Below are 21,036 nucleotides of genomic sequence, written 5' to 3' on the forward strand. Positions count from 1 at the left end.
AAAATGAACGCAACAGAGACCAAACTTAAAGGGTGCTATATATTGGAGCCAAAAGTTTTTAATGATGACAGAGGTTATTTTTTGGAAAGTTTTAATTCTAAAAAATTTAATGAGTTACTCGGTGTGGATATTAAGTTTGTTCAAGATAACGAGTCATTCTCGTCAAAAGGTGTTTTAAGAGGCCTTCATTATCAGCTGGGACAGCATGCCCAAGCAAAATTAGTCAGAGTAGTAAAAGGCGAGGTCTTAGATGTTGCTGTTGACATTAGAAAGAAGTCTAAAACATTTGGTCAATATATTTCAGTTGTACTTTCTGAGAATAATAAAAAACAACTATTTGTCCCTAGAGGGTTTGCCCATGGTTTTATTGTCCTGAGCGAAACCGCAATTTTTTCTTACAAATGTGATAACCACTACAATAAACAATCAGAAGGTGGCATCATATATAACGACCCTAAATTAAATATTGATTGGAAATTGCCAAATAATGAGTTTATTCTTTCAGACAAAGATTTACTTTTACCCACCCTTGATAACGCAACGTTATGATAAATATATTGGTAACAGGATCAAATGGCCAATTGGCATCTAGCATTAAGGGATTGGCGACAAAATATGATAACTTAAACTTTATATATACGGATTATCAAGAATTAGACATCACTGACTATCAGAAGTTGCGGATATTCTTTTACCAATCTGAAGGAATTGATTATTGCATAAATTGCGCAGCATACACAGCTGTTGATAAAGCAGAGGAGGAAGAAAAATTGACAGATGAAATAAATTCTAAAGGCGCAGGCAACCTTGCTCAAGTATGTAGCGAAAGCAATACTACTTTAATCCACATATCGACAGATTTTGTTTTTGACGGTGAGAATAATCGACCGTATGATGAAGAAGATACTACAAACCCCTTGAACGTTTACGGTAAGACTAAATTGGATGGAGAAATTAAGGTTTCAAATAGTAGTTCGAAATATTTTATAATTAGAACATCTTGGCTTTATTCTGAGCATCAAAATAACTTTATGAAGACGATGCTGGAGCTTGCCAAAAACAGAAAAGAACTAAGTATTATTTCAGATCAAATAGGCACACCTACTTATGCCTTGGATCTAGCCACTGCTATTTTAAATATTATTATCTCTAAAAATAAAGACTATGGCACATACCATTACAGCAATGAGGGTGTAGCCAGTTGGTATGATTTTGCAAAGGCAATATTCGAAATTAATAATGTAAAAGTAACTTTAAACCCGATAAAAACTGAAGCATATCCAACGCCTGCCAAGAGACCCCATTACAGTGTTTTAGATAAAACAAAAATCAAAAGTAAATTAAAGTTAGATATTCCATATTGGAGGGATAGCCTAATAACCGCATTAAAGAGACACAATGAATCAAGACATTCTTCATACAGCAATTAAGGCCTCATTGAGTGCAGGAAACGCCATAATGGAGGTTTACAACTCAGTAATTGAAGTAGAATTTAAAGATGATAAATCTCCTCTAACAGAGGCAGACAAAAGAGCAAATGACATAATTAATTCATATTTGAAACCAACCAATATTCCTATTATTTCAGAAGAAAACAAACAAATTGATTTTGAAGAAAGGAAAAGTTGGGAAACATGTTGGATTGTAGACCCTGTAGATGGAACAAAAGAATTTATTAAACGAAATGGAGAGTTTACAGTGAATATAGCAATGGTGAATGAGGGTTTGCCCGAGTTTGGAGTTATTTATGTCCCAGCGACAAAAACAATTTATTTTGCAGAGGTTAAAGAAAAAAAGGCATTTAAATCTACTATAAAATCTCATAACGCCTCTATAGATGATGTGATTTCGAATTCAAAACTGATAAAACCAAAAAAGCAATCAAACACTATAGAAGTTGTTGGCAGCAGGTCACATATGAGTCAAGAAACTATGGATTTTGTTGAAGATTTGAAATCTTCCGGGAAAGAAGTAGAAATCGTTTCAAAAGGGAGTTCCTTGAAGTTCTGTATTGTGGCTGAAGGTAATGCCGATATATATCCTAGATTTGCACCAACTATGGAATGGGATACTGCGGCAGGACATGCAATATGTAATGCAGTTGGGTTAGAAGTAATTTCAAAGGAAACCAATAAGCCTCTATTATATAACAAAAAGAACTTGTTAAATCCCTGGTTCATAGTCTCAAAAAGATAAAACTAGAATGACAACCTACAAAAAAGAATCACATATACGAAGCCTTTTAAAAGGCATATCGTGGAGGATAATTGCGACTGCAGACACAATACTTATTGTGCTTCTCATAACATGTCTTCAGGGTCATTGCAGTATCGATCACGCTATTAAGATTGGCTTAGTTGAATTTTTGTTGAAACTAGTGGTCTATTATGTGCATGAACGAATTTGGCAAAGAGCCTTGAGTGACGGTGTTGTCACCAAAAAAGAGACTCTTTTCAAAACAATTTCCTGGCGAATTATTGCTACAACAATGACCTTTTTAATATCTGGGGCAATCCTAAATGCCTATGATGAAATAGCTCTATATATTGCACTTACAGAATTATTCACGAAATTTATGTTGTATTATTTACATGAAAGACTTTGGCTTAAATTACCACTAGGAAGAATTAGAAAATACCTTTTTGGAAAAAAGAAATGATATGTCAGAAAATATTATTGAACACAACTATCATATATCACAAATAGACAGATCAAAAGGCAACAACCACAAGCCTATTTTAATATGGTTTACGGGCTTATCGGGCTCTGGTAAATCTACAATAGCAAATTTGGTTGAATATACACTTTTTAATGAGGGAATAAAAACCTATTCATTAGATGGAGACAACATAAGAAAAGGAATAAATAATGACCTTAGTTTTTCGCCAGAGGATCGAATGGAAAATATTAGGCGAATAGCAGAAATAGCTAACCTAATGATTGATGCAGGTTTGGTGGTCTTAGCTGCATTTGTGTCTCCCTATAAAAAAGACAGAGAGAATATTAGAACTATCGTTAAAGATGTTAACTTTGTCGAAATTTATATTAACACTAGTCTAGAAGAGTGCGAGCGTAGAGATGTTAAAGGACTTTACAAAAAAGCAAGACTTGGAGAAATAAAGAATATGACTGGTATTTCAGCCCCATATGAAGCGCCTGAAACACCAGATTTAGAAATCAAAACTGAAAATGAAAACATCGATGCTTCTGTTAAAAGAATAGTCGATTTTATAAAACCTAAACTAAATCTCGAAGATGAGTAAATATTATTTAAATTATTTAGATGAATTAGAAAGCGAGGCAATTTTTGTCTTACGAGAAGTATGGGCCCAGTTTGACAATCCTGTGATTTTATTTTCAGGAGGTAAAGACTCCATAGTTGTGGCCCATTTAGCGAAGAAAGCTTTTCACCCATCTAAGATTCCATTCCCGTTAATGCATGTGGATACCGGTCATAATTTCCCTGAAACGATTAAGTTTAGAGATGATACTATAAAAAATTTAGGTGTTCAACTTATTGTTGGATCTGTCCAAGAATCAATTGATCAAGGAAGAGTGGCAGAAGAAAAAGGTAAAAACGCTACAAGAAATGCTTTGCAAATTACGACACTTTTGGACGCAATTGAATACAACAAAATTGATTGTGCAATTGGAGGTGGTAGAAGAGATGAAGAAAAAGCTCGTGCAAAGGAGCGCTTCTTTTCACACAGGGATGACTTTGGGCAATGGGACCCTAAAAATCAGCGACCAGAACTTTGGAATATTTTTAATGGGAAACATTTTGAAGGAGAACATTTTAGAGCATTCCCAATAAGTAATTGGACTGAAATGGACGTTTGGAATTATATAAAAAGAGAAAACATAGCCATTCCTTCTTTGTACTTCGCCCATGAAAGGGAGGTGGTTTGGCGTCAAGACAGCTGGATTCCAAATTCTGAATTTTTAATCTTGGAAGATCACGAAGAAATTGTTACAAAAAAAATACGTTTTAGAACCTTGGGCGATATCACCATTACTGGCGGCATTGAATCAGATGCAGATACCTTAGAAAAAATTGCTGATGAAGTCTCCAGCATGAGAAAAACAGAACGCGGTAACAGAAGCGATGATAAACGCTCTGAATCGGCAATGGAAGACAGAAAACGTCAAGGATATTTTTAAAAAATATAACATGTTAGATAATAATCAATTACTTAGATTTACTACGGCAGGTAGCGTAGATGATGGGAAGAGCACCTTGATTGGCCGTTTATTATATGATTCTAAATCGATATTTGAAGATCAATTACAGGCAATCGAAAATACAAGTAAAAAGAAGGGCCACGAAGGTGTGGATCTTGCTCTTTTTACCGATGGACTGAGAGATGAAAGAGAACAAGGCATAACCATAGATGTTGCCTATAGATATTTTACCACTCCAAAACGAAAGTTCATTATTGCTGATACTCCCGGACACATTCAGTATACCAGAAACATGGTTACAGGTGCATCAACAGCGAATGCGGCAATTATTCTTGTAGATGCTAGACACGGTGTAATAGAGCAAACAAAGCGACACTCTTTTATAGCTTCATTACTGCAGATTCCACATGTAATTGTATGTATCAATAAAATGGACTTAGTTGATTATTCAGAGGGGGCCTACAACAAAGTTATTGAGCAATTTGAGGAGTTTTCTTCTAAAATGCTTGTTAAGGATGTTAGATTCATACCAATTAGTGCATTAAATGGAGACAATGTTGTAAACCGATCTGAAAATATGGATTGGTACCAAGGAGCGCCATTATTACACACTTTAGAAACAATGCACATTAGTAGTGACATCAATAAAGTAGATACAAGATTTCCAGTACAAACAGTGCTTAGGCCTCAAAGTGAGGAACATAGAGACTACAGAGGATACGCAGGAAGAGTTGCTAGTGGTATAATACGAGTAGGAGATGAAATTACTGCATTGCCATCAGGATTTACCTCTAAAATTAAATCTATAGACACCTTTGATGAATCTTTAGACGAGGCATATGCACCAATGTCTGTTTCTATAACACTAGAAGATGATATAGATATAGGTAGGGGCGACATGATTGTTAGAACCAAGAATCAACCAGAAACATCCCAAGATATTGAAGTTATGTTGTGTTGGCTTCACAACAATCCTGCTAAACCAAGAGCAAAGTACACTATTAAGCATACCTCAAATGATCAGAAAGCAATGATAAAGGAGGTTATTTATAAGTATGATATTAATACATTAGACAGGGAAAAAGAAGATAAGCAACTCAACATGAATGATATCGCTAAAGTAAAAATAAGAACTACAAAACCAGTGATGGTTGACCCTTATAGAGAAAATAGAACTACAGGTAGCCTTATTTTGGTTGATGACACAACCAATGAAACTGTTGCCGCTGGGATGATCATATAAACAACACTATTAAATGAGAAAATTAATCACCATATTAACTTTCGCTATCATTAGTCTTTCGTGTAATAAGTCAGAAAAGAAACACTCTAGTCTTGCTGAAATTAATACTGATAGTCTGTTGAAAAAAAGCCTAAAACTCGAGTTTATTTATAGAACAAATAAATCAGACGTTTTTAAAATAATGATGAATAACATAGAGGTGGATGAATTACAAAAAAAACATATTCATATATCTGAGAATGTTGAGCCATCAAGTAATGATGATTATATCATTGCTAAATTTGACCCAGACAATCTCTCAAAACAAATAGTTATTTCCTTAGGAAACAATAATGAAAAGGAAGTCATTATTAAAAGTATTATTGTTTCTTATGGAGACAAACAATTTAATTTAATAAGTCCTGAAGACTTAAATTCTAATTTAGTGTTTAATAAATTTATTATTAGAGACTCTACATCTAACGTTATTTCTACAAAAAGAATACAAGGTAAACTCAACCCAACAATTAGACTAAAAAACAGTCTAATAAATCAATTAGAAAGAGAATAGTATAGTATTTAATTTTAGCTTAAATTAGAGACACAATACATTTCAATGCGTAATGACCTTTAACACAACTAAACTTAAAAATATTCTTGTAGATTCTGATTTTAAAGAAATTTTAAGTAAAGGACTTTCTTACATATTAATAAGAGGTTTTGGAATTGTAATTAGTTATGCATTTACAGCGTATATAACGAAAAATTTTGGAGCTTCTATTTTCGGTTTGTTTTCAATTGCAATTTCAATTTTTATGATTGCAAGTGTTGTAGGTCGCCTAGGAGTTGATATCCATTTAGTTAAGTTTTTTTCAGTTAAGGATAATTTAAATGATACCGGCCTTTTCTATAAGTCATTACTTAAATCTTTTTTTATTTCTGGGCTTATCAGCATAGTAATTTACCTCCTCAGGTTTCAAATTGCTAACGAATTGTTTAAAGTTCCCAAACCAGAGGTTATTCCTTATTTGAATTGGATTTTGTTGAGCATTCCTTTTTGGTCCATCACCTTGATTAGTTCTAGTGTTTCAAGAGCTCAAAAGAACATTAAGTGGTTTTCGTTTATAAGCCTGGTGAGCCGATTCCTATTTAGTTTTATTGTGTTGTTAGTTTTAGTGAGTTTTACTTCGGATCCTATTATTGTAGCTAAAGCTCATTTTTGTGGCATAGCAATTACGTCTGTACTTTCGATTATTCATACCGCAAATAGCCTTAAGACAATTTCAATTAAATCCAAAACGAATTCTTGGGCTTTTTTAAAAGATTCACTGCCAATGATGCTTTCGTCTTCAATATTAATTTTTTTAGGATGGATGGATACATTTGTAATGGGTGTTTTTGAATCCGAGAGCAATGTTGGAATTTATAATGTATGCATAAAAGTAGCCACAATCACAAGTTTTACTTTGCTTGCTATCAACTCGATCCTGGCTCCAAAAATCGCTAATAGCTATGCTGAAAAAGATGAAGATAATTATAAAAAACTCATTCGTTTTTCAACCAAATTAAATTTTTTGGTTAGCTCATTTGTTCTCTTGGGGATTTTAGTTTTCAACAAGTTTTTATTATCCATTTTTGGCGAGGAATTTATCACCGGCCAAGCAGTATTATTCATATTATGTGGAGGCCAAATTGTCAATTCCTTTGCGGGTTCTGTTGGAATTATTTTACAAATGATAGGTAAACAAAGGGTTTATCAAAACTTTGTAATTACAGCACTATTAATTAATTTAATATTGACTATAATTTTAACACCCATTTATGGAGGGGTAGGAGCCGCGATAGCAACTGTAATAAGTATGGCCTTTTGGAATTTAGGATGCGCGATATATCTTAAAATCAAATTACAAATTACTTCTTATTACAATCCGTTTTAGCGCGAATTTGAATGAAAATGAAAAACAACACGATAGATTTTTTTTTAGTCGGGGCAGCAAGATGTGGCACAACAACACTATATAATTATCTTAATAATTCTAATGATGTTTTTTTACCAAGAGTAAAAGAGCCGAACTTTTTTTCTGAAGTGGACTCTCCAAAGACTGAAGATTTTAAACCTCCAGTTCCAGGGATAAAATACCATGCAAAAATAATTAATGACGTTAATGTGTATAATGAATTGTATACAGAAGCATCAAACACACAATTAAAAGGAGATACATCACCATCTTATATATGGGACACGAATGTTGCTAAAAGAATATTTAAACACAACCCCAAGGCAAAATTAATTATAAGTTTAAGACACCCAGTAGATAGAGCTTACAGCCATTATATAATGAACTATTATACAGGTGTTGAAAACGCAAGTTCATTTGAAGAAGCTCTCGATGCTCCGAAGAACCTTGTTTGGGGAAGTTGTAATCAATATCTCGAAATGGGACGCTATTACAACCAGGTAAAGGCGTATTATGATGTTTTTCCTAAGGAACAAATTAAGGTTTTAATTTATGAAGAATGGACAAAAAATTTGGAATCTGAAATAAAAGAACTTTTTAATTTTTTAGGATTAATGGCTGAAGATTCTGTTTTTAGAACTCCTGTTGATAGCAATAAAATAGAACCATTAAAGAAAAAGGCTCTGTTAAATGTTCTTAGACAGAATAAGATAAAAGCTTTAATAAAAAACGTGATTAGTCAAGAACGAATAGACGCATTAAAGTCTAGTTTTTTTGGTGACAATTCCAAAAAAATTGAGAAAATTAATCCAGAATTAAGGCAAGAATTAAGCTTAAAATTTAAAGAAGATATCCGACAGTTAAGCGAATTAACAGGAGTTGATTTCAGAGAAAAATGGCAATAATTTTAAGACTATTCTGGAAAACTATAATTAAATTCTTCAAGCTCCCATTTATACCTTTTATATACTATTTTTTTTGACTTTTCTGAATAATAATCGACCACACTTTTTTTCCTTTTTCTAACATTTTTTTTTACCACTTCAAAATCTGTAGGCAAATCAATATTTAAGGCTTCAAAAAGTTTAGGGATTTCTTCATTAAAATTTTCTAAGCAAATAATTTTATCAACAAGAATAATTCCATCGTCATCACTAACATAATTTTTTAAGGAATAAGTGCCATACATTCTCCATCGATCATAGTTTTTTCCACCACCACCCTTACCTTTTGTCCTGGTAGATTTTAGCCAAATGTCAAAAGGAGGTTTAACAGGCCATTTTCTAAAAATCATTTCATACAGAGACACTAATCTATTAAATGGGTTTCTAGTACAAACAATTTTGTAATATTCATCAAAGTCTAACCCCTTATCAGTAAATATTTTCTTTACTTCTAATGGGCTTATATGAGAATAAAAGGGGTTTTCTTTAGTTGTCTCTTTATACGTAACATCTAAAATGTCAGAGTAAGGTGTCAACATTTCTCTCAAACTTTCAGACCCTGTTTTGGGATTGCTAAAAAATATAAACTTATTTTTGTGAGATATTCTCATGGATTAAAACATTAATTAAAAATCTGAAAGATATTAATAAAAAAACAGAAAATGCCTCAGTTAATTCTTAAAGCAGCATTATTACTATTAATATTTGTTTTGTCTTTTTACTCAATTGAATTATCTTTTGTGGTCTCAGTGCTCATATTATTAATATCCATTACCAAAACAGTCTCTTTTAACATACTTATATCCTCCCTTTTACTTTTGAGCATAGTGTTTATAGGAATTATTTCGAGTTACGAACTAAAACACTCATTTTATGAATTTCTTAAGGATAATATTTATTTTATTAGACCAGTAACCATATTAACTGCAACATATTTTTCCGTTAAAAGAATAAAGACTAAAAATTATGTTTTTAATGCTCTTGTTATTGTGGCATTATTTTTTGCTGTCAATCATTTATTTAAAATAATAATTAACATTAATAATATAAACTCATATATTTATTTAAGAAATTTAGGGGGCAAACAAAACCACATCGAAGCGATAGCTCTCGTGTTTCTTTGGTTCACTCCATACGTTACTGTATTTGCTAGATATAGAAAATTAATCATATTTGTTTTATTGGTTTCTTTCGTCCTTTATTTATCAAGGACTATGTTTATAATTTTATTTATATACTTTTTAGGTTACAAAGGGTATTTATTTTTAAACAAGCGCTTTATCAAAGCTATATTTGCTTTTGCTTTTACCATAGCCACATTTGGATTTATAGTTACAAATATTGAAACTAATAGAGATTCAAAAGGGTTAAAAGCATTTATATATAAAACCCAGAATAGCCTTACAGAGTTATTTGAACCGATTGACACCAAAAACATTTTAAAAGATAGAAGGGTTTTGTGGGAGCATTGGAGAGCTTATGAAGCAATTAAAGCAATTGATCAAGTTAACGGCAATGGATTTAAAGCTTGGATTATTGGGATGGGATTTGGCTCTCAAATTGAGTTGGATACTTATGTAAATTTGGATGGTAAAAAGTTCACAAAGTTGCCTTCAATTCACAATGGATTTATTAATGTTTTATTTAAATCGGGAATTTTGGGTTTGATGTGCTATGTTTTTTTCATTTTTCACATATTTTTTGCTCATCAAAAAATATTAACAAAAGACAGAAATATTTCTCTTATGCACAAACTCATCATTGCATCAAGTCTATATATGCTAGTTAATAGTTTTGTTATTAATGGTATTTTTAGACCCGGAGAATTTTCTATTTTTTTGTATGGCGCTTTAGTAGCTTCAATATATAAATTTAAAAAATCAGATAGCACCACCTAATTATAATAAATAAATTCATGCCTTTAAAACTACTTGTGGACGCCCACACATTTGACGAAAACCATCAAGGAATAAGAACTTTTTTAAAGGGGATTTATGGTACCGACGCAGTTAATAGTTCAAACAATTTGATGATTTACCTTGCGTCCCACAATATTGACAATTTAAAAAAAGAATTCAAAGACCAATCAAATTTTAAGTTTATTAAATTAAAATTTAGAAACAAATATATTAGGTTACTCTACGAACTTCCTAAAATTATAGCCGAACATAGTTTTGACTATATACACTTTAATTACTATTTACCCTTTTTCTTGAACAGAAAATGTAAATATATAGTCACAATTCACGATGTTCTATTTATTGACTTTCCAAAATATTTCCCAGTTAAATATAGACTAATAAATAGTTTTTTATTTAAAAGATCAGCACGTAAGGCTGATTTTTTAACAACAGTTTCTAAATATTCTGCAGATAGAATTAAAGAAAATTTTAATCTTGGAAATAAAAAAATAACTGTTTTACCTAACGCGATAGGTGAAAGTTTCAAGGTTTTACGGAATAAAAGAGATGACAGGGATTATATTAAGAAGAAATATGGTATTGATGAATTTATTATTTACGTGAGTAGAATTGAACTAAGAAAAAATCATTTTAGATTGATTAAAGCTTATCAAAAACTAAAACTTTGGCAAAATAATATTCATTTGGTTTTAATCGGTAAACGAAGTTTTAAGGACAATAAATTAGATTGTTTAATTGAAGAGGTCAATTCCGAATCGAAAGGTGGTGTTATTGAATTCAATAATGTTTCAAACGATGAATTAGTTGTTTTTTATAATGCGGCAAGGCTTGCTATTTTTCCGTCTCTCTGTGAAGGTTTCGGAATTCCTCCAATAGAGAGTGGCGCTTTACAAACTCCAACAATCTGTTCTAATTCTTCAGCAATGAAAGATTTTAGTTTTTTTGAAGATAATTTATTTGACGCAAGAGATGAGAAAAATATAAGATTAAAGATTAAAGAGGTAATTAAGAGAGAGAATGACACTGTTTTTTTGAAAAAAGTATCAGATAAAATCAGAGAAAAATATAATTGGGAGAACACGGCAAACAGGTTGTTAAATTTAATATTGAATGACAAGTAATAAATTGAAAATTGCAATTCTTGGAACTAGAGGTATTCCCAATTATCATGGAGGGTTTGAACAATTTGCGGAATTTTTTTCGGTCTATCTAGTTAAGGAAAATCATGAGGTATACGTTTACAATTCTAATAAGCATCCCTACAAGAAAAAGCTGTTTGATGGGGTTAATATTATTCATTGTTTTGACCCCGAAGATAAAATTGGTACAGCTGGACAGTTCATATACGACCTTAATTGCATATTAGACTCTAGAAAAAGAGGTTTTGACATTATACTTCAGTTGGGCTACACTAGTAGCACAATTTGGCACAAGTTATTGCCTAAAAAGCCAATAATCATAACTAATATGGATGGTTTAGAGTGGAAGCGATCTAAGTACTCTGAAAGAGTTCAACGATTTTTAAAATACGCCGAAAGGCTTGGTGTAAAATCTAGCGATTTTCTTATTTCAGATTCTCGTGGAATACAGAACTATTTAAAAAACACTTATAAGGTAGATTCCAAACACATTGCTTATGGTGCGAAACAATTTACAGCACCAAACTCTGAATTCTTAAGTTCATTTAATTTAAAGCCATTTTCGTATAATATGTTAATTGCTAGATTAGAACCCGAGAATAATATTGAAGTTATATTGGATGGTGTAGTGTTGGCAAATAATGAGACTCCGTTTTTGGTAATCGGTAAATATGATGTGAATAAATTTGGGAAGTATTTAAAGGAAAAATTTAAGGACCAGAAGAATATAAATTTCGTCGGAGGAATTTATGATTTAAATATTTTAAATAATTTGAGGTATTATTCTAATCTCTATTTTCACGGCCATTCAGTTGGAGGAACTAACCCTTCACTACTCGAGGCAATGGCATCAAAAACATTAATAATTGCCAATGAGAATGAGTTTAATAAATCCATTTTAAAAGGCAACGCTTATTATTTTTCTACAGAATTGGATGTTAAAAAACACCTCTTAACCCTATCTAAAAAAGATGAATATGATAAGGTAGATAATTGCTATAAAGAAATTGAACTGAAATATAACTGGGAAATAATCAATAAAAAGTACTTAGACTATTTTTATGAATGTACTAAGCAAATTAGGTAATATCATTAATCACAATGACTTTTTAACTTACCTTTTAGCGATAACAGTTTCTACGATACTTGTTGGGTATGCAACAAGTAGTATTTTCCTAGCTATTTTTAGCATTTTTGTCTTAAGATACAATATACAAAACCCGACAAGAGTAGTTTTAAATTTAGGGTTAATTTTAAGTATAGCATTCTATTTTTTTTGTGCATTGACATATTTTTGGTCTGTTGATAAAGGTTATACTAATAGAGGTTTAGGAAGGCTTTCTGTCTTTTTTATAGTTCCAATAGCTATGAGTGCTATACCACATATGACCCCACGTTCGTTTAAAATAATATTAAATAGTTTTACAATATCAAATTTAATTTTGGGCTTGTTCTTCTTGGCTACGGCAAGTTACCATTATATAAATTCTAAATCCCTTTCGGTTTTTACCTACCATGAGCTAGTGCAAGCTCTAGATTTAAATGCAATTTATGTTTCTGTATTTTACTTTATAAGTTATTTCTACCTGCTAACCAAAATTAAAAAATCCAAATATGATTTTCTTGGATTATTATTTTTAGCAATTTTTATTATGTTGCTGTCTTCTAAAACAGTTACGGCAACATTTATATTTTGTAACCTATTATATTTCTTGTTATTTGTTGGGTTAGGAAAATTGAAATCCATCAAAGGCATCAGTTTGCTTTTAATATTTTTAATGATGCTTTTCTTTAGTTCTAAGAAAGTTATCGAACGTGCTGTTGTTGAGAAAGCATCTAATATTGAGGAAGTTTGGAAAAGCGAAAAGTTTAATAGAATTTACCCTTGGACAGGCACAACAATTAGGTTACTTCAATTAAGAAATTTAAAAAATCAAATAAAGGATGATAAGATTTTCTGGACAGGTTTTGGTTTATTCGGTTCACGAGAAAACTTAAGACAAAGACATTTAAAATTCAACACATATTATGGATATCATAGTTATAACTATCACAACATGTATGCACAAGCCCTATCAGAACTAGGAATAGTGGGGTTATTATTTCTTTTGGGCATTTTGTTTGTTGGGTTTAAGAAAGCTATTTCTGAACGCTCCTTTTTTATGTTTACTTTTTATTTTATTATGTTTACAATTTTTATAACGGAATCATTTTTATGGGTTCATAGGGGGGTGTTTTTGTTTGTGATATTTAATACGTTATTTTTCACAGTGAATATTCAAAAACTGAATCAGGTGGAAAATAAAATTTTGTAAAATGCACTTTAATAAAATAATAATTATAAAAAGATAGGCGCAATTTGAGTTTATTTAAACAAGGTAGATATTCAGGGTTTTTAAGACCTATTTCATACTTAATTGATTTGATTATTATCAATTTGCTGGGTGTACCCTTCCTTTTGCAAGACAAAAACCCATTAATTTTTATAGCTTTTATCTCAATAGGTTGGATTTTACTTTCGATATATTCTAGGTTTTACGAAGTTTATAGATATACCAGGCCTATATATATATTTGCTTTGATTCTAAGGCAATCTATTCTTTTTCTACTTTTTGTTTTCGCATTTTCAGGACTCTATCATGAATTAAAAATATACCCTCGCCCCATTGTAATATATATTGTAATATGTTTTTTTTTAATTTCAATTTTTAAATTTGCAATATATTATCTACTACAAAGATATAGGGTTTCTTTTGGCGGTAATTACAGAAAAACCGTAATACTTGGTTTTAATAAAAAGACCCACGCCCTCGAAAATTTCTTCAACAAGAAACCGGAATATGGATATTCTCACCAAAAGACATTTGACATTAAAAAAGATGACATTCCCCTTAAGGAATGCTTTAAATTCATTTTAGAAGGAGGTATTGAAGAAATTTATTGTTCGATATCAGAATTAACTAACAGTCAGATTGCAGACGTCGTTGATTTTGCAGACAATAATTTAAAAATATTAAAATTCATACCAGATAGTAAAGAGATTTATTCTAAAAGATTAAAGTATGAATACTATGATTATATACCTATTTTAACACTACGGACAATACCGTTGGAAGATTATTTCAATATGATTTTAAAACGAGGCTTTGATATTATTTTCTCAAGTATTGTTATAGTTTTTGTGTTATCGTGGCTTACTCCACTGATAGCAATTTTGATAAAGCTAGAGTCAAAAGGCCCAGTTTTCTTCAAGCAATCTAGAAATGGTTTTAATTACAAAGAATTTGACTGTTATAAATTTCGTTCAATGACTCCAAACAAGGTTGCAAATTTTCATCAAGCTACAAGAGGTGATCAAAGGGTGACAAAAGTTGGTAAGTTCATTAGAAAAACTAGTATTGATGAATTACCGCAGTTTTACAATGTTTTATTCGGAGACATGTCCGTGGTTGGCCCAAGGCCTCATATGGTAAGCCATACAAACATGTACGCTAAAAAGATTGATAAATTCATGGTGAGACATTTTGTAAAACCAGGAATTACAGGTTTGGCTCAAGTCAGTGGATTTAGAGGTGAAGTGGAAACAGATAAGGACATCATTGGTCGAGTTAGATATGATATTTTTTATATTGAAAATTGGTCTTTATTACTTGACATGAAAATTATATTCCAAACTTTTATAAATGCTATAAAAGGGGAAGAAAAGGCATATTAATTCTTATATTGTGCAACCACTAGTTTCTATAGTAACACCAATCTACAATAATGAAGGGGTTATTGGGGAAACAATACAAAGCGTTTTGGATCAGTCCTATACCAATTGGGAACTTCTTCTGGTAAACGATGGGTCGATTGATAATTCTAGTGAATTAGCGAATGAACATGTCGCGAAAGACCCAAGAATACAATTATTTGAGTTCATTGAAAATAGAGGAGCCGCTGAAGCCAGAAACCAAGGATCTGAAATGGCAAAGGGTGATTATATTGCCTTTTTAGACGCAGATGATTTATGGCACAATCAAAAGTTAGAAATTCAATTAAAATTAATGACCGAGAAAAATGTAGACGTATGTTTTGGGGGTTACGAAATGATAGATGCAGAAAGCAAACCTCTTAATATTAAAGTCAATGCACTTCCTGTCCTAACTTATGAGAAATTACTAAAAGCAAATTACATAGGTAATTTGACAGGTATGTACAACTGTAAAAAACTCGGTAAAATTTACACAAAAGATTTAAAGAAAAGACAGGATTGGCTCTTGTGGATCGAAGCTTTAAAAAGAAGTCGAAAACCGGCTCATGGTATTTCCGAAACTATCGCGTATTATAGAAAATCAGACAATTCGCTTTCCTCGAATAAAATGAAATTAATAAAACATAATTTCAATGTGTACAGAAAAGGTGTAAGATTCAATTTTATTAAATCATGCTTTTATCTACTATTATTCTTCTATGAGCATTTCTTTATTAAATCAAGGCTTATAAAACCTATAGCTTAGAAACAAACTGCTTTAATTTCCCTGCTTTTGTCCTTTTAAGGACCTTGACTTTTTTAAAATCGATTTTTAATCCTGGCTCCAGATAAGTTTCTATTTCATTTGAGACATTAGACTCTTGCTCATCTGTAAGCCTATTTTTACTGACATATTTCACCATGAAATTATCAAGAGTAATTTGTTCAATAATAAATTCTGAAACGTTTCCATCGTTTTCAATAACACTTTTTGTTATGTAGTAAAATGTTAATCCGGCAGCTTTTTTACCACTAGGTAAAATCACAATGTCGTTAGTTCTACCAGTAAGTTTTTCTAAGACGGGTTGCCTTGCCGTACTTTGTTGTGATAAAGATCCTATATCACCAATATCATATCTAATAAATGGATGGGCTTTATTATAAAATGAAGTAATAACTACACGACCATCTTTTCCGTGAGGCACTAAATTTCCACCTGCATCAACTATTTCAACTAGAATTGTTTCGGTATTAACAACCCAATCACCTTTTGGGTTTTCAAATGCAATCAAATCAAGCTCGGATGCGCCATATTCGTTTACCACAGGAATTCCAAATTGAGTTTCCATTAAAGTTTTATCTATACCAAACAACATTTCAGACGTAACAATACAAACCTTTAAACTAGGGCATATATCTGTTAATACAATCTCTTTTCTCTTTAAAAACTTTGCAAATTGAACAATAGGGCTAGTATAACCATTAATAAACTCAAATGAAGTGGATTTAAATTTTTGAAGTGTTTTCTCAAAGGACTCGTCACTCAGATCAAAAATGGAGAACCGATATCTATTACTAAAAAAATCTTTGATTCTTTCTTTGTAATAGCCTTTTTTATCGAGCGGTATACCGTAAAACCGTGCTTGTTTAGAAGAATTAAAATCTATATTATACCACGAAAACCTATCCATTATTTGAGCCCAAGTCATGGCGTGGCACCATTTATCTTTAACAAAAATGAAAGGATCTCCAGAGCTACCAGAGGTTTTATTTAAATAAACATTTTCGGCAGTAAATTCTTTCGAAAGACGTTGTTCTATTGGTTGTTGCAAATGACGCTTGGTCATGATTGGGATAGACTCCCAATTTTCAATATCTATATCTTTCCCAAAAGATTTATAAAATGGATTTTGCTCTAAATGATGTTTTAGTATTTCCCGTTTTTTGATATCGACATAAGTTTTAAAGTCGCTGTCTGATTTTTTTTGAATTTCAGCCAAAACCTTCTTGGCCTTGTCAATTTCAAAGCCATTTATTTTAAGCGAAATGTCAAATAATCTCAAACGTATATTGATATTTAAGGTTTATGTAAATTAATTGTTTTTTAATCTTAAAACCAATTATTTTTGCCCAAAGAAAATTACAGCATGAATATTTTAGTACTAGGTTCAGGAGGAAGAGAGCACACATTTGCTTGGAAGATAGCTCAGAGCGATTATTGCGATAAATTATTTGTGGCACCTGGCAATTCAGGCACCTCTGAAATTGCAACCAATCTGGATATTGGAGTAACTGATTTTATGGCAATAAAAAATGCTGTAATAGACCATAAAATTGATTTGGTCGTTGTTGGTCCTGAAGACCCGTTAGTACAAGGTGTGCATGATTTCTTTTTAAAGGATGACCAATTAAAACTCATTAGTGTTATTGGGCCTCAAAAGGCCGCTGCTGAATTAGAGGGTAGTAAAGAATTTGCTAAGGAATTTATGATAAGGCATAATATACCTACGGCGGCATATGAGAGTTTCACAAAGGATAATGTAGAGGATGGGTATAAATTTTTAGAAACATTAAATCCTCCATACGTTTTAAAAGCAGATGGTTTAGCGGCGGGCAAAGGTGTATTAATTCTTAATGATTTGGATGAGGCCAAATTAGAATTAAAGCAAATGCTTGTGGAAGCTAAATTTGGTGATGCAAGTACTAAAGTTGTTATAGAAGAATTTCTTGACGGAATTGAACTGAGTTGTTTTGTGCTTACTGATGGTAAAGATTATAAAATACTTCCAACTGCAAAGGATTATAAACGCATTGGCGAAGGAGATACAGGTTTAAATACTGGTGGTATGGGTGCAATTTCACCAGTACCATTTGCAACAAAAGATTTTTTGGATAAGATTGAAGATAAAATTGTAAAGCCAACAGTTGAAGGATTAGCCAAAGATGATTTGCCTTATAAAGGATTTATATTTATTGGATTAATAAAAGTTGGAGATGAACCTAAAGTCATTGAATATAATGTGAGAATGGGTGATCCCGAGACTGAGGTTGTATTACCAAGGTTAAAAACGGATTTGGTAAGACTATTCAAAGCAATTTCAAATCAAACGCTTTCGGATATTCAATTAGAAATCGATGATAGGGCTGCAACTACCGTAATGCTTGTTTCTGGCGGATATCCTGAAGCCTACGAAAAGGGTAAGGAGATATTAGGTATAGAAAATGTAAAAGAGTCTTTAGTGTTTCATGCAGGGGCAAAGGAAGAAGATGGTAAAATAGTTACTTCAGGAGGTAGAGTAATGGCCGTAACATCTTATGGGAACACATATCAGGAGGCCATAAAAAAATCTTACCAAAGCATAAACAATATATGTTTTGATAAGATGAATTATCGTAAGGATATTGGATTTGATCTATAGATAAGAGTGTGCTGTTACACTTTTATCTTCTTCGTTGTTGCTGTTGTATTTAGCTAATTGCATCATCCAATATACAAAGGCAACTAAACCGATAATTGAAAATATCCAAGACATTATATTCGCAGAGAACCAGCTTTCTAGTTCTAACGCTCTTAAGGCATCAAATGGAGTGAATAGTACATTGACAAATAAATCTTCTATTCCGTAAAAGAAATCCTTCATAACTTTTTAAATTTACGAAGCAAAAATACAAAAAGAGTTAATGATTACAAGTGTTTTTAATAAATCTAAGCCTATAAATTTTATTCTAGTTCTAGTATTCGTAATATCAGTTTTTATGATTGCAAATTTTAATGCTCTTTTTAATTTCACAGAGAGCATTTTAAAAATACTATCTAAATTTCTTCTGATTGTTTTTTTAGTTTTTTTATTGGATTTCATTGTTTCTAAAAACAACCTCACACAGAGAAATAGTTATGCTATTATGGCTTTTGGGATCTTACTTGCATTGTTCCCAAACATATTAAATAATATGGATTTACTACTTGCTAACCTTTTTATTGTTTTTGCTATGAGAAGAATAATTAGTTTAAGCTCAAAGAAAAGTATTAAAAAGAAATTATTTGACGCATCCTTCTGGATAGCACTTGCTACACTTTTTTATTTCTGGGCAATATTGTTTTTTGCCATTATTATTGTGGCATTAATTTATTATTCTCAAAATGACTTAAAGAATATTATCATCCCATTTGTTGGCATAGCCACTGTCGCTATGTTTTTATCGATTTACAATATCATATTATACGATGAATTTATAAGACAATCAAATTTTGAACGTTTCGCTAGTTTAGATTATACGGCATACAATAGTAGTGAGTACATTTTGAAACTAACTGTTTTATTTACCTCTTTTATTTGGACAGTTATTTACTATTTTAGATCATTATCTGAGAAGAATAAAAAAAACAGACCTTCATTTTATCTCATTGCTTGGGCTTCTATAATTGCAATCTTAATAAGTATAATTTCACCCACTAAAAATGGTAGCGAATTTATTTTCCTGTTGGCACCGTTTTCAATTATTTTAGGCAATTACATTGAGGCGATATCTGAAAAGTGGTTTAAGGAAGTGTTTGTTGGTGCTTTAATAGCTACACCAATAATTGGTTTAATTCTGTAATTTACTGCCAAAGGCCAAATCACCCGCATCACCTAAACCAGGTATGATATATCCTTTTTCATTTAGATCGTCATCTATAGACGCAATCCAAAGATGAATATCGTTATCCACTTTGCTATCAACATAAGCCACTCCATCTTTAGCACCAATCACGCTTATTATATGAGTTTCCTTTGGTGCCCCAAAGGGTTTAAGGGCTTCTAAAGTGGCATAAATTGACTGACCTGTCGCTAACATAGGATCTGCAACTAACAATGTTTTACCCTCTAACTCTGGGCAAGTTAAATATTCAATAATGATTTCAAAATCATTAGTAACGTCGTTGTGTTTTCTATAAGCTGAAATAAAAGCATTTTCTGCATTATCAAAATAATTCAACAACCCACTGTGAAGTGGTAATCCCGCTCTCAAAATAGAGCAAATGACAATGTCGTTTGAGTATAAATCTTCTTTTGAAATTCCCAGGGGGGTTTCTGTTTTTTGAGGAGAAAAGTTTAAAACTTTGCTTAATTCATAGGCTAGTATTTCTCCAATACGCTCAATATTTCTCCTAAACCTCATACTGTCCTTTTGGATATTTTTATCTCTTATTTCAGACATGAAAGTATTTAACAATGAAGGGGTTTCGGAGAGATTGTGTATTTGCATTTTAAGACTGTTTCAGTAATGGCTAAGTTAATAATTCAAACTATATTTGCATATCCAAATATTAGTACAGATATGTTTTCAGATAAAGCTAATGCTATTTTTAAAGATGTAATTAAAACTTACAAGGTTTTAAACACTGTAGACCAGCCATTTACTAACAAATATCATAGAAATGAAGATTTAATTTCACATTTATTATATAGAAAAAGTTGGATTGATACCGTGCAATGGGCATATGAAGATATCATTAGAGATCCGAATATAGATCCTATTTCCGCGTTAGAATTAAAACGTAAAATTGACGCATCTAACCAGGACAGGACCGATACTGTTGAGTATATTGACGGTTACTTCTTGGAAAAGTTTAATGACGTTGAAGTAAAACCATATGCTAAAATAAATTCTGAGAGCCCTGCGTGGGCCATAGATAGATTATCGATTCTCGCATTGAAAATTTATCATATGCATTTAGAAACTGTCAGAGAAGATGCGAGTGAGACACACAAGGAGGCCTGTGAGAAAAAATTAAATGTTTTGTTAGAACAAAGAGTAGATTTGAGTAAGGCCATTGACGATTTACTTACAGACATTGCCAACGGAGATAAGTACATGAAAGTTTACAAGCAAATGAAAATGTACAATGACGATGAGCTTAATCCTGTTTTAAGAGGCCAGAAATAAAATCTCGA

General features: G+C 31.7%; 23 protein-coding genes. 19 read left to right on the forward strand and 4 right to left on the reverse strand.

The window, feature by feature from the left end:
• Positions 1-3: 3 nt before the first annotated feature.
• The 10 genes from rfbC to DUZ96_RS10615 are packed head-to-tail and all read left to right on the forward strand — an operon-like array spanning position 4 to position 8,267.
• Entirely contained in the window at positions 4-549 is a 546-nt protein-coding gene (gene rfbC, locus DUZ96_RS10570; RefSeq protein WP_114301913.1) for a dTDP-4-dehydrorhamnose 3,5-epimerase, read from the forward strand.
• Positions 546-1,430, forward strand: a complete 885-nt coding sequence (rfbD, locus tag DUZ96_RS10575) for a dTDP-4-dehydrorhamnose reductase (RefSeq protein ID WP_114301914.1) — start codon at positions 546-548, stop codon at positions 1,428-1,430. Before rfbC ends, rfbD begins: the two co-directional genes overlap by 4 nt.
• A complete protein-coding gene (cysQ, locus tag DUZ96_RS10580) occupies positions 1,399-2,196 on the forward strand; it encodes a 3'(2'),5'-bisphosphate nucleotidase CysQ (RefSeq protein ID WP_114301915.1) in 798 nt (265 codons plus the stop codon). The genes rfbD and cysQ overlap by 32 nt, the downstream gene beginning before the upstream one ends.
• 7 nt (positions 2,197-2,203) lie before the next feature.
• Complete coding sequence (locus DUZ96_RS10585) at positions 2,204-2,659, forward strand: DUF2061 domain-containing protein (RefSeq protein ID WP_114301916.1); 456 nt, start codon at positions 2,204-2,206, stop codon at positions 2,657-2,659.
• Position 2,660: 1 nt separating this feature from the next.
• Entirely contained in the window at positions 2,661-3,263 is a 603-nt protein-coding gene (gene cysC, locus DUZ96_RS10590) for an adenylyl-sulfate kinase (protein ID WP_114301917.1), read from the forward strand.
• Positions 3,256-4,161 carry a sulfate adenylyltransferase subunit CysD gene (gene cysD, locus DUZ96_RS10595; protein ID WP_114301918.1) on the forward strand — a complete coding sequence of 302 codons (906 nt, stop codon included), beginning with the start codon at positions 3,256-3,258 and terminating at the stop codon, positions 4,159-4,161. The genes cysC and cysD overlap by 8 nt, the downstream gene beginning before the upstream one ends.
• Before the next feature lie 10 nt (positions 4,162-4,171).
• Entirely contained in the window at positions 4,172-5,425 is a 1,254-nt protein-coding gene (gene cysN, locus DUZ96_RS10600; RefSeq protein ID WP_258774372.1) for a sulfate adenylyltransferase subunit CysN, read from the forward strand.
• Between the two features lie 13 nt (positions 5,426-5,438).
• Positions 5,439-5,975 carry a hypothetical protein gene (locus tag DUZ96_RS10605; RefSeq protein ID WP_147267079.1) on the forward strand — a complete coding sequence of 179 codons (537 nt, stop codon included), beginning with the start codon at positions 5,439-5,441 and terminating at the stop codon, positions 5,973-5,975.
• Between the two features lie 52 nt (positions 5,976-6,027).
• A complete protein-coding gene (locus tag DUZ96_RS10610) occupies positions 6,028-7,341 on the forward strand; it encodes a flippase (protein WP_114301921.1) in 1,314 nt (437 codons plus the stop codon).
• Positions 7,342-7,358: 17 nt separating this feature from the next.
• Positions 7,359-8,267 carry a sulfotransferase gene (locus tag DUZ96_RS10615; RefSeq protein ID WP_181855269.1) on the forward strand — a complete coding sequence of 303 codons (909 nt, stop codon included), beginning with the start codon at positions 7,359-7,361 and terminating at the stop codon, positions 8,265-8,267.
• Positions 8,268-8,275: 8 nt separating this feature from the next.
• On the opposite strand, the gene DUZ96_RS10620 is transcribed toward DUZ96_RS10615, so the two are convergent.
• Positions 8,276-8,917 carry a sulfotransferase family 2 domain-containing protein gene (locus DUZ96_RS10620; RefSeq protein WP_114301923.1) on the reverse strand — a complete coding sequence of 214 codons (642 nt, stop codon included), beginning with the start codon at positions 8,915-8,917 and terminating at the stop codon, positions 8,276-8,278.
• Between the two features lie 603 nt (positions 8,918-9,520).
• Between DUZ96_RS10620 and DUZ96_RS12830 the strand changes: the two genes are divergently transcribed.
• The 6 genes from DUZ96_RS12830 to DUZ96_RS10650 are packed head-to-tail and all read left to right on the forward strand — an operon-like array spanning position 9,521 to position 15,866.
• Positions 9,521-10,204 carry a hypothetical protein gene (locus DUZ96_RS12830; protein ID WP_147267080.1) on the forward strand — a complete coding sequence of 228 codons (684 nt, stop codon included), beginning with the start codon at positions 9,521-9,523 and terminating at the stop codon, positions 10,202-10,204.
• 17 nt (positions 10,205-10,221) lie between these two features.
• Positions 10,222-11,349, forward strand: coding sequence for a glycosyltransferase family 1 protein (locus DUZ96_RS10630; protein ID WP_114301925.1), 1,128 nt, complete (start codon positions 10,222-10,224; stop codon positions 11,347-11,349).
• Complete coding sequence (locus tag DUZ96_RS10635) at positions 11,339-12,454, forward strand: DUF1972 domain-containing protein (protein WP_309484652.1); 1,116 nt, start codon at positions 11,339-11,341, stop codon at positions 12,452-12,454. The genes DUZ96_RS10630 and DUZ96_RS10635 overlap by 11 nt, the downstream gene beginning before the upstream one ends.
• Positions 12,429-13,682, forward strand: a complete 1,254-nt coding sequence (locus DUZ96_RS10640; RefSeq protein WP_114301926.1) for an O-antigen ligase family protein — start codon at positions 12,429-12,431, stop codon at positions 13,680-13,682. The genes DUZ96_RS10635 and DUZ96_RS10640 overlap by 26 nt, the downstream gene beginning before the upstream one ends.
• Before the next feature lie 44 nt (positions 13,683-13,726).
• On the forward strand, positions 13,727-15,082 hold the full coding sequence (locus DUZ96_RS10645; RefSeq protein WP_114301927.1) for an undecaprenyl-phosphate glucose phosphotransferase: 1,356 nt from the start codon (positions 13,727-13,729) through the stop codon (positions 15,080-15,082).
• 10 nt (positions 15,083-15,092) lie between these two features.
• The gene (locus DUZ96_RS10650; protein ID WP_114301928.1) at positions 15,093-15,866 is read left to right on the forward strand and encodes a glycosyltransferase family 2 protein; all 774 of its coding nucleotides are present in this window, start codon (positions 15,093-15,095) and stop codon (positions 15,864-15,866) included.
• On the opposite strand, the gene DUZ96_RS10655 is transcribed toward DUZ96_RS10650, so the two are convergent.
• Positions 15,856-17,163 carry a phenylacetate--CoA ligase family protein gene (locus DUZ96_RS10655; RefSeq protein WP_114301929.1) on the reverse strand — a complete coding sequence of 436 codons (1,308 nt, stop codon included), beginning with the start codon at positions 17,161-17,163 and terminating at the stop codon, positions 15,856-15,858. The two genes, DUZ96_RS10650 and DUZ96_RS10655, sit on opposite strands and share 11 nt — an antisense overlap.
• Positions 17,164-17,247: 84 nt before the next feature.
• Here DUZ96_RS10655 and purD point away from each other — a divergent pair, with 84 nt between their 5' ends.
• Positions 17,248-18,519, forward strand: coding sequence for a phosphoribosylamine--glycine ligase (purD, locus tag DUZ96_RS10660; RefSeq protein ID WP_114301930.1), 1,272 nt, complete (start codon positions 17,248-17,250; stop codon positions 18,517-18,519).
• Here the strand turns inward: purD and DUZ96_RS10665 are convergent.
• Positions 18,514-18,741, reverse strand: a complete 228-nt coding sequence (locus DUZ96_RS10665) for a DUF6341 family protein (RefSeq protein WP_114301931.1) — start codon at positions 18,739-18,741, stop codon at positions 18,514-18,516. The two genes, purD and DUZ96_RS10665, sit on opposite strands and share 6 nt — an antisense overlap.
• Before the next feature lie 40 nt (positions 18,742-18,781).
• On the opposite strand from DUZ96_RS10665, the gene DUZ96_RS10670 reads away from it, so the two are divergent.
• Entirely contained in the window at positions 18,782-19,699 is a 918-nt protein-coding gene (locus DUZ96_RS10670; RefSeq protein WP_114301932.1) for a DUF6427 family protein, read from the forward strand.
• Here DUZ96_RS10670 and upp read toward each other — a convergent pair.
• Positions 19,688-20,347, reverse strand: a complete 660-nt coding sequence (upp, locus tag DUZ96_RS10675; protein ID WP_114301933.1) for a uracil phosphoribosyltransferase — start codon at positions 20,345-20,347, stop codon at positions 19,688-19,690. The two genes, DUZ96_RS10670 and upp, sit on opposite strands and share 12 nt — an antisense overlap.
• A gap of 72 nt (positions 20,348-20,419) precedes the next feature.
• Between upp and DUZ96_RS10680 the strand changes: the two genes are divergently transcribed.
• Positions 20,420-21,028 carry a DUF4254 domain-containing protein gene (locus DUZ96_RS10680; protein ID WP_114302337.1) on the forward strand — a complete coding sequence of 203 codons (609 nt, stop codon included), beginning with the start codon at positions 20,420-20,422 and terminating at the stop codon, positions 21,026-21,028.
• Positions 21,029-21,036 lie beyond the last annotated feature (8 nt).

It is taken from the genome of Winogradskyella sp. KYW1333 (genome assembly GCF_003335675.1).
Classification (GTDB): Bacteria; Bacteroidota; Bacteroidia; order Flavobacteriales; family Flavobacteriaceae; genus Winogradskyella.